We start from the raw sequence: 14,798 nt of genomic DNA, 5'->3' as shown, positions 1-14,798 counted from the left end.
CGGACGCTTCCTTTGTACTCACCCTCTCGGGCTTTCCTCCGGGCGCTTCCCTTCGGTCTTGCGTTTCCGACTCTATCAGATCTTTTCTCGATCCGATTTACTCGGTGCTTTCCAGGTTCCCGCTCTCGCGTTTCCCTTTCCGGCGGTTCCGACTTTATCAGAAGTTCTGAGTCGGATTTTCCGCCCCCTTCGGGAGACTGGTTCCGGCGCTGAAGAGGCCGGGTTCCCGATCGGGCGGAGCCGTAAACGTACTGGAGCGGGGCGCCTCGATGCAAATCGAGGCGCCCCGCTCCCAGTTCACGCGTCCGCGGCCGTCAGACCTCCACGACGACCGGCAGGATCATCGGCCGACGTCGGTACGTGTCGGAGACCCACTTGCCCAGCGTTCGCCGCACGAGTTGCTGCAGCTGGTGGGGCTCGACCACGCCGTCCTGGGCGGAGCGCTCCAGCACCTCCGTGATCTTCGGGAGCACGGCGGCGAAGGCGGAGTCCTCGATTCCGGAGCCACGGGCCTGGACATGCGGGCCGCCCGTGATCTTGCCAGTCGACGAGTCGATGACCACGAAGACAGAGATGATGCCCTCGTCGCCGAGGATCTTCCGGTCCTTGAGGGCCGGCTCGCCCACGTCGCCCACCGAGAGGCCGTCGACGTAGACGTAGCCCGCCTGGACCTTGCCGGAGATCTTGGCCTTGCCCTCGACGAGGTCGACGACGACGCCGTCCTCGGCGATGACGATGCGGTCGTGCGGGACGCCCGTGAGCGCGCCGAGTTCCGCGTTGGCCCTCAGGTGACGCCATTCGCCGTGTACCGGCATCAGGTTCTTCGGGCGGCAGATGTTGTAGAAGTACAGAAGCTCGCCCGCCGACGCGTGGCCGGAGACGTGCACCTTGGCGTTGCCCTTGTGGACGACGTCGGCGCCCCAGCGGGTCAGGCCGTTGATCACGCGGTAGACCGCGTTCTCGTTGCCGGGGATGAGCGACGACGCGAGGATCACCGTGTCGCCGTCGACGATGCGGATCTGGTGGTCCCGGTTGGCCATGCGGGACAGCGCGGCCATCGGCTCGCCCTGGGATCCCGTGCAGACCAGGACGATCTCGTGGTCCGGCAGGTCGTCGAGCGTCTTGACGTCCACGACGAGGCCCGGCGGGACCTTGAGGTAGCCGAGGTCGCGTGCGATGCCCATGTTGCGGACCATCGAGCGGCCGACGAAGGCGACCCGGCGGCCGTACTCGTGTGCCGCGTCCAGGATCTGCTGGATGCGGTGGACGTGGCTGGCGAAGCTGGCCACGATGATCCGCTTACGGGCGCCGCCGAAGACCTGGCGCAGGACGTTGGAAATGTCCCGCTCCGGCGGAACGAACCCCGGGACCTCGGCATTCGTCGAGTCGGAGAGGAGAAGGTCGATGCCCTCCTCGCTCAGCCGGGCGAAGGCGTGGAGGTCGGTGAGGCGGCTGTCCAGCGGGAGCTGGTCCATCTTGAAGTCGCCGGTGTGGACGGCCATGCCGGCCGGCGTGCGGATGGCCACCGCGAGGGCGTCGGGGATCGAGTGGTTGACCGCGACGAACTCGCAGTCGAAGGGGCCGATGCGCTCGCGGCCTCCCTCGGCGACCTCGAGGGTGTAGGGACGGATGCGGTGCTCCTGGAGCTTCGCCTCGATGAGGGCGAGGGTCAGCTTGGAGCCGATCAGCGGGATGTCCGGCTTCTCCCGCAGCAGGAACGGGACGCCACCGATGTGGTCCTCGTGCCCGTGCGTGAGAACGATGCCCTCGATGTCGTCGAGGCGGTCCCTGACGGACGAGAAGTCCGGCAGGATCAGGTCGATTCCGGGTTGCTCCTCCTCAGGGAAGAGCACCCCGCAGTCGACGATCAGCAGACGGCCGCCGTACTCGAAGACCGTCATGTTCCGGCCGATCTCACCCAGGCCGCCGAGGGGGGTGACCCTCAGCCCCCCTTCGGGGAGCGGCGGGGGCGGGCCGAGTTCAGGATGCGGATGACTCAAAAGACTCTCCTCAACCATGCGCGCCACGTACCGGTCGGGCACGTGGCGCGCATGACGTTCGTGCAGAAGCAGTTGTCGTTGTGGTGTGCGGGCACCGGTGGCCCGCGTATTCAGTTGTGAAGTCCGATGTCAGAGCTGTACCCCGCCGGCGGCAAGATCGATCTTGAGCTGCTCGGTCTCCTCGGGCGTGAGTTCCACCATCGGGGCGCGCAGCGGGCCGGCGGGCAGGCCCTGGAGGGCGAGCGCGGCCTTCGTCGTCATGACGCCCTGGGTGCGGAACATGCCGGTGTAGACGGGGAGCAGCTTCTGGTGGATCTCGGTGGCCTTCTGGACGTCGCCGGAGACGAACGCGTCGACGAGGGCGCGCAGATCCGGAGTGACGACGTGGCCGACGACCGAGACGAAGCCGACGGCGCCCACGGAGAGCAGCGGCAGGTTCAGCATGTCGTCGCCGGAGTACCAGGCGAGGCCGGACCGGGCGATGGCCCAGCTGGCGCGGCCGAGGTCGCCCTTGGCGTCCTTGTTGGCGACGATGCGTGGGTGCTCGGCGAGGCGGACGAGCGTCTCGGTGTTGATCGGGACGCCGCTGCGACCGGGGATGTCGTAGAGCATGACCGGCAGCTCGGCGGCGTCGGCGATGGTCTTGAAGTGCCGGTACAGGCCCTCCTGCGGGGGCTTGTTGTAGTACGGCGTGACGACCAGGAGGCCGTGTGCGCCCACCGTCTCCGCCGCGCGCGCCAGCTCGATGCTGTGGTGGGTGTCGTTGGTGCCGACACCGGCCACGACGTGGGCGCGGTCTCCGACTGCCTCCAGGACGGCTCGTACGAGGTCCGATTTCTCCGCGTTGCTGGTGGTGGGGGACTCACCGGTGGTGCCGTTGATGATCAGGCCGTCGTTGCCTGCGTCCACCAGGTGGGTGGCGAGCCGCTGAGCGCCGTCGAGGTCGAGTGCGCCGTCCGCCGTGAAGGGCGTGACCATGGCGGTGAGGACCCGCCCGAAGGGGGTCTGCGGAGTGGAGGTCGGAGCCATGGGTTACACGCTACTCGTTGCGCAACGCGGGGTCTGCCCGTGGGGGGGTGTGAAAAGTCAGGACAAAGATGGAGCCCGGCACTGCCTGCTCGGGGGTTCAAGCAGTGCCGGGTCCGTTCGATCAGGCTAGATGAACTTCTCTAAATGCCGCAATACGGACACTTCAAGCGGCTGATCCGTACATCAGTACCGGGCGGGGAACGATCTGCGCTACGGCGCGACCCGACCGTTGGCATTGAACGCGGCGTAGGTGAGCGGCATGAGCCGGGCCCACTCGGCCTCCATCTTCTCGCCGACCATCTCGATCTCCCGCTGCGGGAAGGAGGGGACCTTCGCGAGCTCGTGCTGGGTGCGCAGGCCGAGGAAGTGCATGAGGGAGCGGGCGTTGCAGGTGGCGTACATCGAGGAGAACAGTCCGACCGGCAGGACCGCGCGGGCGACCTCGCGGGCGACGCCCGCGGCAAGCATCTCCTGGTAGGACTCGTAGGCCTGGCGGTAGGAGTCCTCCATGACCCGGCCGACCAGCTCCTGCTGGGCCTGGGTGCCCTCCACGAAGACGTACTTGCCGGGACGGCCCTCCTGGACGAGCTTGCGGGACTCGTCGGGGACGTAGAAGACCGGCTGGAGCTCGCGGTAGCGGCCGCTCTCCTCGTTGTAGGACCAGCCCACGCGGTGGCGCATGAACTCGCGGAACACGAAGATCGGGGCGCTGATGAAGAAGGTCATCGAGTTGTGCTCGAAGGGGCTGCCGTGCCGGTCCCGCATCAGGTAGTTGATCAGGCCCTTGGAGCGCTCCGGGTCCTTCTTCAGCTCGTCCAGGGACTGCTCGCCGGCGGTCGAGACGCGGGCGGCCCACAGCACGTCGGAGTCGGCCGCGCTGTGCTTGACCAGCTCGACGGAGACGTCACTGCGGAAGCTGGGCTTCGGGTCGTCGGCGGGTGTGTCGGTCACGGCTCGCGGGGTCCTTCCATCGCTTCTGTGGGGCGCGCCCACTCTACGGCCCGGCACTGACATCGGGGCGTTCGGTGCCGGGCCCCGACATCTTTGGTGAACTTCTGTGAATTCGGGGCAAGCGGGCACCGTTTGGGGCACTCGCTCGTCTGTGTTGGTGAGAGGGACTCGTTCGAGTCCCGCCACACAAGTCCAGAGAGGAGCAGGACCCCGATGTACCGTCGGCGCGAACCCGTTCCGTTTGCCTTTGTCGCCGAGGCCGACAGGTTCCGCAGCAATGTCACTCCCCCACCGCCCGAGCGGGCGTCGATGAGTCAGATAGCCGGTCGTTGGCTGCTGGGACTCACGATCGTCGCCGCGCTGGTGGGATCCCTGGTGGTCGGGATGCCGTCGCTGTCGATCGACCACTCCACCTCGCAGACGCAGCAGTCACAGGCGTCCCAGCGACACTGAACCGCCACGGGTCCTCCACTGACTCGGACGGACCCCCGGAAGTGGTGAGCGGGGACACAGGCGGATAACCTCACCGGGCACAGCCCATGCATGGATTGAGTGAGGACCAGCCGTGCCCCTGCCCTTCCTGACGGCCGACCGCGCATTCGAAGCAGCGGACGACGTCGCGTTGCCCTTCGAAGACCACGACCGCTGGCGACGCCCCTACCGGCCCGGCCCGTGGCGCGTGGGCGTGGCGGCGCTGTGGCTCCTGCTCGCGTCGTACGTGCTGTTCGCCGCCGTCATCATCGCGCTGACCGGCACGTCGGCCGAGGGCGGTGTGGTGTTCGGTGTCGCGCTGGTGGTCATCGCCGCCTCCCTGCGGCTGCTGCGCATGGGCGTGTGGGTCAGCGCGCGCGGACTGCGCCAGGTGGGCTTCTTCGTCACGCGGACGGTGCCCTGGAACCGGGTCGCGGCCGTGCGCACCGTGCAGCAGCCGGTGCGCTGGCTCGGTCTGCCGCGCACGGTTCAGGGGCAGGCGCTGACGCTCGTCCGCAGGGAGGGCTCCGCTCAGGACGTGCTGCCGTTGCTGACCACGCACGGCGCGGACTTCCTGGCGCGGCCTTCGGCGTTCGACCGGGCGGCGGACTCGCTGGAGGCCTGGGCCGACGAGTACCGACAGGGTTGATCGCGAGGTGGCAGATGTGCCGGGGCCCGGTCCGCGTGTGCGGACCGGGCCCCGGGCAATTGTGCGACCGGACGCTCCTACCAGGTCAGTGCGAGGTCTGGTGCAGGGTGATCGCCCGTTGCATCGCCTTGCGGGCGCGCGGGGTGTCGCGGGCGTCGTGGTAGGCGACGGCGAGGCGGAACCAGGTGCGCCAGTCGTCGGGGGCGGCCTCGGTCTCGGCCTTGCGCCGGGCGAAGACCTCGTCGGCCGAGTCGCGGTCGACACGGCCGCCGGCGGTGCGCTTCAGCTCGTCGACGGGCAGACCGCCCTCGGCGTCGAGTTCGGCGGCGAGGGCGTTGGCCCTGCGGACGAACTGGGTGTTCTTCCACAGGAACCAGACGCCGATGACCGGCAGGATCAGCACCGCCACGCCGAAGGTGACGGTCAGAAGCGTGCCGGACTGGATGAGCATGACGCCGCGGCTGCCGACCAGGACGAAGTAGAAGACCAGGACGGCGGCCGTGAGGCCGTAGGAGAGCTTCGCGCGCATGGTGTCCGGCTCAGCTCAGGTCGAGGAAGTGTTCGAGGCCGAAGGTCAGGCCCGGGGTGGTCACGACGCGGCGGGCGCCCAGCAGGATGCCCGGCATGAAGCTGCTGTGGTGCAGGGAGTCGTGGCGGACGGTCAGGGTCTCGCCCTCGCCGCCCAGCAGGACCTCCTGGTGCGCCAGCAGACCGCGCAGCCGGACGGCGTGCACCGGGACGCCGTCGACGTTCGCGCCGCGGGCACCTTCCAGGCCCGTGGCGGTGGCGTCCGGCGCCGGGGCGGAGCCGGCCGCGCGGCGGGCTTCGGCGATGAGCTGGGCGGTGCGTGTGGCGGTGCCGGAGGGGGCGTCCACCTTGTTGGGGTGGTGCAGTTCGACGACCTCGACGGACTCGAAGTAGGGCGCGGCGATCTGCGCGAACTTCATGGTCAGGACGGCCCCGATGGAGAAGTTCGGGGCGATGAGCACGCCTGTCTCCGGGGACTCGGCCAGCCAGCCCTTCAGCTGCGCGAGGCGCTCGTCCGTCCAGCCGGTCGTGCCGACGACGGCGTGGATGCCGTGCCGTACGCAGAACTCGAGGTTCTCCATGACCGAGGCGGGTGTGGTCAGTTCGACGGCGACCTGGGCGCCGGTCTCGGCCAGCGTCTCCAGCTTGTCGCCGCGGCCCAGGGCGGCCACCAGCTCCATGTCCTCGGCGGCCTCGACCGCCCGTACCGCCTCGGCCCCGATCCGGCCCTTGGCGCCGAGGACCGCCACACGCAGCTTGCTCATCTGTTGTGCTTCCTTACGGGAGTGAGTTAGGCGACCGCGTCGTGCAGCCGGGAGGCCTGCTTGTCCTTGAGCGGGCCGATGACCGACAGCGAGGGGCGCTGTCCCAGGATGGCGCGGGCCACCGAGCGGACCTCGTCCGGGGTCACCGCGCTGATCCGGGCCAGCATGTCGTCGACGGACATCTGCTCGCCCCAGCACAGCTCACTCTTGCCGATGCGGTTCATGAGCGCACCCGTGTCCTCGAGGCCGAGGACCGTGGAGCCCTGGAGCTGGCCGATGGCGCGGCCGATCTCGTCGTCGGAGAGGCCGTGTTCGGCGACGTGGTCGAGTTCGTCGCGGCAGATCTTCAGCACGTCGTGCACCTGCGAGGGCCGGCAGCCCGCGTACACGCCGAACAGGCCGCAGTCGGCGAAGCCCGAGGTGTACGAGTACACGCTGTAGGCCAGGCCGCGCTTCTCGCGGACCTCCTGGAACAGCCGCGACGACATGCCGCCGCCCAGGGCGGTGTTGAGGACGCCGAGGGCCCAGCGGCGGTCGTCGGTGCGGGACAGGCCGGGCATGCCGAGGACGACGTGCGCCTGCTCGGTCTTGCGGCCGATCAGGTCGACGCGGCCCGCGGTGCGCAGGGCGCGCCTGCCCTCGCGCGGGGCGATGGGGGTGGCGACGAGGTCGGTGAGGGCGCCCGCCTTCTCGAAGGCCGCGCGGACCTGTCGTACGACCTTGGCGTGGTCGACGTTGCCGGCGGCCGCGACGACCAGGTGGGTCGGGTCGTAGTGCTTCTTGTAGAAGCGGCGGATGCGGTCGGCGTTGAGGGCGTTGACCGTGTCGACCGTGCCGAGGACGGGGCGGCCGAGGGGGTTGTCGCCGAACATGGTCTGCGCGAACAGGTCGTGCACGCAGTCGCCCGGGTCGTCCTCGGTCATGGCGATCTCTTCGAGGATCGCGCCGCGCTCCACGTTGACGTCCTCTTCGCGGATCAAAGAGCCCGTGAGCATGTCGCAGACGACGTCTATGGCGAGCGGCAGGTCGGTGTCGAGCACGCGCGCGTAGTAGCACGTGTACTCCTTCGCCGTGAACGCGTTCATCTCGCCGCCGACCGCGTCGATGGCGGAGGAGATGTCCAGGGCGCTGCGCCGCGAGGTGCCCTTGAAGAGCAGGTGCTCGAGGTAGTGCGTGGCGCCGTTCAGGGCCGGGGTCTCGTCGCGGGAGCCGACGTGCGCCCAGATGCCGAAGGTCGCGGAGCGGACCGACGGGACGGTTTCGGTGACGATGCGCAGGCCGCCGGGGAGGGTGGTCTTGCGGACCGTACCGGTGCCGTTCTCGCCCTTGATCAGTGTTTGGGTACGGGCGACGGCCCGCGCCTCGGAGGAGGTGCGGGCCGTCGCCTTGGAGCTACGGGACGTCACTTGTCGCCGTCGTCCTTCTTCGCGTCGTCGGAGCCTTCCTCGCCCTCGATCACGGGGATCAGGGAGAGCTTGCCGCGGGAGTCGATCTCGGCGATCTCGACCTGGACCTTGGAGCCCACGCCGACCACGTCCTCGACGTTCTCCACGCGCTTGCCGCCGGCCAGCTTGCGGATCTGCGAGATGTGCAGCAGACCGTCCTTGCCGGGGAGCAGCGACACGAACGCGCCGAAGGTGGTGGTCTTGACGACCGTACCCAGGTAGCGCTCGCCGACCTCCGGCATGGTCGGGTTGGCGATGCCGTTGATCGTGGCGCGGGCGGCCTCGGCCTGCGAGCCGACCTGGGCACCGATGTAGATGGTGCCGTCGTCCTCGATCGTGATCTCGGCGCCGGTGTCCTCCTGGATCTGGTTGATCATCTTGCCCTTGGGGCCGATGACCTCACCGATCTTGTCGACCGGGATCTTCACGGTGATGATCCGCGGGGCGTTGGGGGACATCTCGTCCGGCGTGTCGATCGCTTCCATCATCACGTCGAGGATGTGGAGGCGGGCGTCACGGGCCTGCTTGAGGGCGGCGGCCAGGACGGAGGCCGGGATGCCGTCCAGCTTGGTGTCGAGCTGGAGGGCGGTCACGAACTCCTTGGTGCCGGCGACCTTGAAGTCCATGTCGCCGAAGGCGTCCTCCGCACCGAGGATGTCGGTGAGGGTGACGTAGTGCGTCTCGCCGTCGATCTCCTGGGAGATCAGACCCATGGCGATACCGGCGACCGGGGCCTTCAGCGGCACACCGGCGTTCAGCAGCGACATGGTGGAGGCGCAGACCGAGCCCATGGACGTCGAGCCGTTGGAGCTCAGCGCCTCGGAGACCTGGCGGATCGCGTAGGGGAACTCCTCGCGCGTCGGCAGGACCGGCACCAGGGCGCGCTCGGCGAGGGCGCCGTGGCCGATCTCGCGGCGCTTCGGGGAGCCGACGCGGCCGGTCTCGCCGGTCGAGTACGGCGGGAAGTTGTAGTTGTGCATGTAGCGCTTGCGGGTCACCGGGGAGAGGGTGTCCAGCTGCTGCTCCATGCGGAGCATGTTGAGGGTGGTGACGCCCAGGATCTGGGTCTCGCCACGCTCGAACACCGCGGAACCGTGCACCCGCGGGATGGCCTCGACCTCGGCGGCGAGCGTACGGATGTCCGTGACGCCACGGCCGTCGATGCGCTTCTTCTCCTTGATCACGCGCTCGCGGACCAGCTGCTTGGTCAGCGAGCGGTACGCGGCGGAGATCTCCTTCTCGCGGCCCTCGAACTCCGGCAGGAGCTTCTCGGCGGCGAGCGCCTTGACGCGGTCCAGCTCGGACTCGCGCTCCTGCTTGCCCGCGATGGTCAGCGCCTGCGCGAGCTCGGGGCGGACGGCGGCGGACAGCGCCTCCAGGACGTCGTCCTGGTAGTCGAGGAAGATCGGGAACTCGCCGGTCGGCTTGGCGGCCTTCGCGGCGAGGTCGGCCTGGGCCTTGCAGAGCACCTTGATGAAGGGCTTCGCGGCTTCCAGACCGGCGGCGACGACCTCCTCGGTCGGCGCCTCGGCGCCGCCCTTGACCAGCTGGATGGTCTTCTCGGTGGCCTCGGCCTCGACCATCATGATCGCGACGTCGCCGTCCTCCAGGGCGCGGCCCGCGACGACCATGTCGAAGACGGCGTCCTCGAGCTCGGAGTGCGTCGGGAAGGCCACCCACTGGCCGTTGATCAGCGCGACGCGGACGCCGCCGATCGGGCCGGAGAAGGGCAGGCCGGCCAGCTGCGTGGACGCGGACGCGGCGTTGATCGCGACGACGTCGTACAGGTGGTCGGGGTTGAGCGCCATGATCGTGGCGACGACCTGGATCTCGTTGCGCAGGCCCTTCTTGAAGGACGGGCGCAGCGGGCGGTCGATGAGGCGGCAGGTGAGGATGGCGTCCTCGGAGGGGCGGCCCTCACGGCGGAAGAAGCTGCCGGGGATCTTGCCGGCGGCGTACATCCGCTCCTCGACGTCCACCGTCAGCGGGAAGAAGTCGAGCTGGTCCTTGGGGTTCTTGGAGGCGGTGGTGGCCGACAGCACCATGGTGTCGTCGTCCAGGTACGCCACGGCGGAGCCGGCGGCCTGCTTGGCCAGGCGGCCCGTCTCGAAGCGGATGGTGCGGGTACCGAAGACGCCGTTGTCGATGACGGCCTCGGCGTAGTGGGTCTCGTTCTCCACTAGCGTTTTCTCCATTACTTTGTCGTCTTTTGTCCCGCGCTGCCCGTGTGGCAGGGGGACGGTGGCGGAGAAGCGCTCCGTGCAGTGCGGGCCGGTCTTCGATCGAAGCACCCGGGGCTCGAACGCCCGGGGGCCACTACCGAGGACCGGCGGCGGCTAGGCGCGCTTCTCCTCGTTCACTGTCGTACATGATCTGTCGTACGTGATGCGTGGTACGTGATCAGTGGTACGTGATCTGTGTCGTGCGTATTGCGTTGTGCTACCACACTACAAAGCGTGGGTGACACTCCGCACGTTTCCCCCCGTGCGCCATCACCACGCACGGCAAAGGGAGCGGCCCCCGATCTTTCGGGAACCGCTCCCTTCACTGCGTCTTACTTGGCGCCCGCGGCACCACGGCGGATGCCGAGGCGGTCGACCAGCGCACGGAAGCGCTGGATGTCCTTCTTGGCGAGGTACTGCAGCAGGCGGCGGCGCTGACCGACCAGGATCAGCAGACCACGACGGGAGTGGTGGTCGTGCTTGTGGGTCTTGAGGTGCTCGGTCAGGTCCGAGATACGGCGCGAGAGCATCGCGACCTGGACCTCGGGGGAGCCGGTGTCGCCCTCCTTGGTACCGAACTCGGTGATGATCTGCTTCTTCGTAGCGGCGTCGAGCGACACGCGTACTCCTCGTAGTCTTTGAATGGCCACCGAGTGCCCCCGGTCTTTGTCTCGGGGGAACTTCCGTTACTCGGGAGGCGGGGATCCGCTGGGCGCGGCCTCCAGAGCGGTCCTCGAAGGGCTCCGGGGGTGCGTACACGAACGGCCGTCACTCAGGGTACCAGGCCCTGGTGGGCACCTTCGCCCCGGTCTGCGAAGCCCCCGGCGGGCACGCGGGAGGCCACTAGGGTGAGCGCTCGGATCGTTCTGACGTCGGGAAGGGGTCGCTGGGGCATGGCGGAGACGGAAGCGGAGACCAAGGCGCGCAAGGAGCGGGAGCGGGACGAGCTGTACGCGCTCGACATCTCCGGCGTCGAGTGGCTGTGCGCGCCGGGCACGGAGGAGCACGAGGAGCGGGTCGAGATCGCCTATCTTCCCGACGGCGCGGTGGCCATGCGGTCGTCGCTCGACCCGGGCACCGTGCTGCGGTACACGGAGGCGGAGTGGCGGGCGTTCGTGCTGGGGGCTCGGGACGGGGAGTTCGACTTGGAACCGGCACCGCACGACGGCGGGCTCACGACGGAGTGACAAGAGGGGGCCGGTGTATGCCGGCCCCCGCGCTCACTGCGCCGGGCCGCCCTTGCGCGCCGCGCTCTCGATGCCCAGGACCATCTGGGTCCACTCCTTCTGGCCCTGCTTGGCCGGACCGCTGACCCGCCGGGCGCCGAAGTAGAGCCTGCCGTTCTGTACGAGGACGTCGTTCGAGTCGATGATCGTGAAGTTCTCGGCCTCCAGCGGCAGCCCGAAGTAGAAGTACGGCGTTTCCTCGCCCGTCCCGGGGTCGAGGCTGACCAGTCCCATGGGCGCGATGCGGTCGCTGCTCTGGCGCAGGGCGAGGAGCTTTCCGCCGCTGGTGCGGATCGGGCGGAGCGTCTCGTTGGGGCCCGACTCGAACTTCTTCGTGGTGTTGCCGGTGGCCAGGTCGAAGCCGACGATCCAGTTGGAGGGGTGCAGGGCGTCGTCGGAGTCCTTGCTCCGGAGGAAGACCTGGCCGCCGCCGACCGGCATCGTCGGGCAGTCGTCGATGAGGAGGTAGTCGGTTTCGTCGGTGCACTCGCCGACGTACTGCCCGTTCTGGAGCCGGATGGTGGCGCGGTTCTTGCCCTTGCCGTCCAGCGAGAGCAGTTCGGTGTAGCCGGTGTCACCGGCCGCGACGGCGAGGACAGCCGGGTCGGTGGACGGCACCTTGACGTCGCGCACGCCGGTCGCGGCGGAGTACGTCCACTTGGTCCGGCCGGTCCTCGGGTCGACCGCGCGCACCTTGTAGGTGAGGGACTCCCAGGAGTCGGTGGGCTTGCCGTCGTGCCAGCACGAGACCCGGATGAACAGGGCACCTCCGCCGGCGGCGCCGTCGTCACCGCAGTTGCCGGTGGCCTTGGTGCGCCACAGCCTGCGGCCGTGGTCCATGTCGTACGCGTCCGAACCGCCGCCCCAGGTCACGGCGACGGTGCCGCGGGTCAGGGTCACGCTCGGATCGTCCTGGAGGGCGTCGTTCTCCGGGACCTCCTCGCTGTCGCCGACGCCGGAGACGGGTATCTCGTGCTGCCAGATCTTCCGGCCGTCGTCGAGGTCGAAGAAGGCCACGTGGTCGCAGAGCGCGTGCTCGTCCGGTTTCCCCTTGAACAGCACCGCGGTGCGGTTCTCGCCGGTGACGTGGTTGGTGTAGCCGCAGATCGGGCCGGACAGCCGGAGCTTCCACTTCTCGTCGCCGACTGAGGCGTCGGTGCCGACGGGGAGGCCGACGACGGTGCGGTTGATGCCCTTGGCGAGGATCCTGTCCGTGGCCCACATGCCGGGCAGCTCGTACTGCTCGCCCGCGCTCATGTCGTCGGTGGAGAAGCGGAAGCCCATGGTGCCGGTGGTGCTCGCGGGCCGCTTCTCGACCGTCTCGCGGACGTCGAGGCGGCCCTGGTGGGCGCCGGCCAGCGGCTCGGCCGGCTTCTTCGGGTCCTGGTCCAGGACACCGGAGACCAGCAGAGCACCGGCGCCCAGCGCGGCCGTCGCGACGGCGGCCACCGCGCCGAGCAGTGTCCTGCGCCTCTTCCGTCTGCGCTGCTGGTCCGCCGAGACGGTGGACTGGGTGTACATGGAAGGCGGCGGGCCGAAGCTCACACTCGGGCTCCCTTTCGTTCAGTTGTCGAGGGGGACGGAGGGGCCCGCCGGCCGCCGGCGACGGTAGTGGGGCCGGGCCTGGCCGGTGGGCCGTCGGGGCGCGGGCAAGGCCGGAGCCGGCGGGCCGTTGGCTGTGCGGGCGAAAGGCCGGAGCCCGCAGCGCGTCGTCGGGGCGGGGGGCCGGAGCCCGCAGTCCGTGAGCGGCGCGGGAGGGCCGGAGCCCGCAGCGCGTCGTCGGGGCGGAGGCCGGAGCCAGTGCGTGAGCGGCGCGGGAGGGCCGGCCCCCGCGTGCCGTCGGCGGCGGGGAGCGACCGGTCCGTCAGCTCGTCATCGACCGGGCCGTCGCGTACACGTCGAACACGGCCAGGGCCAGCGGGACGAGGGTCAGCAGGACGAAGCCCTCGGCGATCTCCAGGAACCGTCCCCAGAACGGTGTGAGGCCGCCCCGCGAGACGATCAGGCCGACCGCGGTGACGATCGCGGCCGCGGCGGCGATGGCTGCGGCCAGCCAGATCGTACGGATGTCGAGGTCGGTGCGGTCACCCGTGAGGGCCTCGCGGATCAGCGAGTGCGGCGGGTTGAGCGCCAGGCCGAGGCCGAGCAGCACCAGGGAGGCCAGTCCGGCGCCCAGGACGGGGGCGACCTGGGCCGTGTAGCGGAAGAGGCCGGCGCGCATCAGCAGCGCGGCCCCGGTGGCGAGGGCGAGCAGCTGGGCCCAGACGTCGTCGGAGAAGCCGAGGACGGCCGAGGCGCCGACCGCGACGACCGCGCAGCCGCCGACCAGGCCGACCAGGAGTTCGTGACCGCGGCGGGCCTGGGCGCCGACGCGTTCGGCGTCGACCGGTTCCTGGGGGGCCGGTTCGGCGCCGTAAGCGCTGCGCGGAGCGGTGTTCGGGGCGTCGAAGCCGATCGGGAGGCGGGCGAAGCGCATGGACAGGCCCGGCAGGAAGGCCAGGGCGCCCACCGCGACCGGTGCGCAGAGCGCACCGACCTCGGAGGGCGTCCAGTGCGCCAGCGTCGCCGCGAAGACGGCGAGCAGTCCGACGGCGGAGGCGAAGACGAAGGCGACGAACGGGCCGTCCCCGCTCGGGGAGCACAGCGTGAGCAGCACCGAGGCGAGCAGCACGGCCGCGCAGGCGAGCAGGAACTGCAGTTTGCCGATGCCCTGTCCGTCGGCGAGCGGGAGCAGTCCGGAGCCGGCCACCGCCACGTTGGGCAGCGCGCCGAGCCCGAGGGCGACGGCCGAGGCCCGGTCGTCGTAGATCCGGGCGCGGACGCAGGCGAGGACGACGAGGAGGACGCCGGTGACGGCGGCGAGGACGCCGGGCAGGCTGTTCATGTCGTGGCGGGGGTCGCCGGTCCACGCCACGAAGGCGAGGAGGGCCGGCAGGACGCCTCCGCCGACGAGGCCGGCGGCACGGGTGAGGTCACCGCTCCACTGGGTGTGCTCGCGGGTCACGGCGGAGGCGACCGCGTCCGACATGTCGTCGAAGACCGCCGGGGGCAGCGACTCGGAGAAGGGACGCAGGGTGAGCAACTCGCCGTCGAGGATGCGCTGGGCGGCGAACGAGCGGGAGCTGTCGAGGACGGTGCCGTCCCGGCGTACGAGGTGGTAGCCGACGGGGGCGCCCTCGGCCGGGCTCTGCCGGGAGAGCCGGAGGATCTCCGGGTAGATGTCGGCGACCGGGATGTCGTCGGGCAGTGCCACGTCGATGCGGCTGTCGGGTGCGACGATCGTGACCCGGCAGAAGCCGAGCCCCGTGCCCGCCCCGGAAGGCGTTCCGGAACCGGGGCCTCCCCCGGTGGCTGCCGCGGAGGCCGTCATGCTCACCTGCTGCTCCCCCTCAGTGATGATTGTGCGTCTGCGGTGTGAAGGTCCTGCGCCACTCTTCCCGCCGGGTGCGGGCGGGGCGCGTGGGTAGCCGTCGCGGGGGTCGCACGCCCCTGCGGATCGACCGTTATGCCCCG

General features: G+C 69.9%; 13 protein-coding genes. 3 read left to right on the top strand and 10 right to left on the bottom strand.

What is annotated here, in order from left to right; all coding sequences use genetic code 11:
- Positions 1 to 314: 314 nt before the first annotated feature.
- The 3 genes from IG99_RS30540 to thyX all read right to left on the bottom strand — a co-directional run bounded on the left by IG99_RS30540 (position 315) and on the right by thyX (position 3,980).
- On the bottom strand, positions 315 to 2,000 hold the full coding sequence (locus IG99_RS30540; RefSeq protein ID WP_037679554.1) for a ribonuclease J: 1,686 nt from the start codon (positions 1,998 to 2,000) through the stop codon (positions 315 to 317).
- A gap of 129 nt (positions 2,001 to 2,129) precedes the next feature.
- Complete coding sequence (dapA, locus tag IG99_RS30535) at positions 2,130 to 3,029, bottom strand: 4-hydroxy-tetrahydrodipicolinate synthase (RefSeq protein WP_037679552.1); 900 nt, start codon at positions 3,027 to 3,029, stop codon at positions 2,130 to 2,132.
- 210 nt (positions 3,030 to 3,239) lie between these two features.
- Positions 3,240 to 3,980: an FAD-dependent thymidylate synthase gene (gene thyX, locus IG99_RS30530; protein WP_037679550.1), complete on the bottom strand. Its 741-nt coding sequence runs from the start codon at positions 3,978 to 3,980 to the stop codon at positions 3,240 to 3,242.
- 213 nt (positions 3,981 to 4,193) lie between these two features.
- Between thyX and IG99_RS30525 the strand changes: the two genes are divergently transcribed.
- A complete protein-coding gene (locus IG99_RS30525; protein ID WP_037679548.1) occupies positions 4,194 to 4,433 on the top strand; it encodes a hypothetical protein in 240 nt (79 codons plus the stop codon).
- 112 nt (positions 4,434 to 4,545) lie between these two features.
- Complete coding sequence (locus IG99_RS30520) at positions 4,546 to 5,100, top strand: YdbT family protein (protein ID WP_037679547.1); 555 nt, start codon at positions 4,546 to 4,548, stop codon at positions 5,098 to 5,100.
- 85 nt (positions 5,101 to 5,185) lie between these two features.
- Here IG99_RS30520 and IG99_RS30515 read toward each other — a convergent pair whose 3' ends face one another.
- The 5 genes from IG99_RS30515 to rpsO all read right to left on the bottom strand — a co-directional run bounded on the left by IG99_RS30515 (position 5,186) and on the right by rpsO (position 10,679).
- On the bottom strand, positions 5,186 to 5,629 hold the full coding sequence (locus IG99_RS30515) for a tetratricopeptide repeat protein (protein WP_037679545.1): 444 nt from the start codon (positions 5,627 to 5,629) through the stop codon (positions 5,186 to 5,188).
- A gap of 10 nt (positions 5,630 to 5,639) precedes the next feature.
- Positions 5,640 to 6,392 (bottom strand): 4-hydroxy-tetrahydrodipicolinate reductase, encoded by a 753-nt coding sequence (gene dapB / locus IG99_RS30510; RefSeq protein WP_037679543.1) that lies wholly within the window; start codon positions 6,390 to 6,392, stop codon positions 5,640 to 5,642.
- Between the two features lie 26 nt (positions 6,393 to 6,418).
- Positions 6,419 to 7,798, bottom strand: a complete 1,380-nt coding sequence (locus tag IG99_RS30505) for a M16 family metallopeptidase (RefSeq protein WP_037679541.1) — start codon at positions 7,796 to 7,798, stop codon at positions 6,419 to 6,421.
- Positions 7,795 to 10,017, bottom strand: coding sequence for a polyribonucleotide nucleotidyltransferase (locus IG99_RS30500; protein WP_037679539.1), 2,223 nt, complete (start codon positions 10,015 to 10,017; stop codon positions 7,795 to 7,797). Before IG99_RS30500 ends, IG99_RS30505 begins: the two co-directional genes overlap by 4 nt.
- A 374-nt stretch (positions 10,018 to 10,391) precedes the next feature.
- Positions 10,392 to 10,679 carry a 30S ribosomal protein S15 gene (rpsO, locus tag IG99_RS30495; RefSeq protein WP_005479656.1) on the bottom strand — a complete coding sequence of 96 codons (288 nt, stop codon included), beginning with the start codon at positions 10,677 to 10,679 and terminating at the stop codon, positions 10,392 to 10,394.
- Positions 10,680 to 10,952: 273 nt separating this feature from the next.
- On the opposite strand from rpsO, the gene IG99_RS30490 reads away from it, so the two are divergent.
- On the top strand, positions 10,953 to 11,246 hold the full coding sequence (locus IG99_RS30490; protein ID WP_037679535.1) for a DUF397 domain-containing protein: 294 nt from the start codon (positions 10,953 to 10,955) through the stop codon (positions 11,244 to 11,246).
- Between the two features lie 33 nt (positions 11,247 to 11,279).
- Here the strand turns inward: IG99_RS30490 and IG99_RS30485 are convergent, their stop codons facing one another.
- Positions 11,280 to 12,830 carry an outer membrane protein assembly factor BamB family protein gene (locus tag IG99_RS30485; RefSeq protein ID WP_234312022.1) on the bottom strand — a complete coding sequence of 517 codons (1,551 nt, stop codon included), beginning with the start codon at positions 12,828 to 12,830 and terminating at the stop codon, positions 11,280 to 11,282.
- A gap of 319 nt (positions 12,831 to 13,149) precedes the next feature.
- Positions 13,150 to 14,661, bottom strand: coding sequence for a type VII secretion integral membrane protein EccD (gene eccD / locus IG99_RS30480; protein ID WP_199815638.1), 1,512 nt, complete (start codon positions 14,659 to 14,661; stop codon positions 13,150 to 13,152).
- Between the last annotated feature and the right edge of the window lie 137 nt (positions 14,662 to 14,798).

The sequence above is a fragment of the Streptomyces griseus subsp. griseus genome, assembly GCF_000720255.1.
Lineage (GTDB): Bacteria > Actinomycetota > Actinomycetes > Streptomycetales > Streptomycetaceae > Streptomyces > Streptomyces griseus_I.
Note: the sequence above shows the minus strand (reverse complement) of the source record. Positions and strands in the feature narration are given on the sequence as shown.

Bases quoted from the DNA above. Each gene is read 5' to 3' on its own strand.
- IG99_RS30515 (WP_037679545.1), bottom strand. From the start codon at position 5,629: ATGCGCGCGAAGCTCTCCTACGGCCTCACGGCCGCCGTCCTGGTCTTC.
- dapA (WP_037679552.1), bottom strand. From the start codon at position 3,029: ATGGCTCCGACCTCCACTCCGCAGACCCCCTTCGGGCGGGTCCTCACC.
- dapB (WP_037679543.1), bottom strand. From the start codon at position 6,392: ATGAGCAAGCTGCGTGTGGCGGTCCTCGGCGCCAAGGGCCGGATCGGG.
- IG99_RS30490 (WP_037679535.1), top strand. From the start codon at position 10,953: ATGGCGGAGACGGAAGCGGAGACCAAGGCGCGCAAGGAGCGGGAGCGG.
- IG99_RS30525 (WP_037679548.1), top strand. From the start codon at position 4,194: ATGTACCGTCGGCGCGAACCCGTTCCGTTTGCCTTTGTCGCCGAGGCC.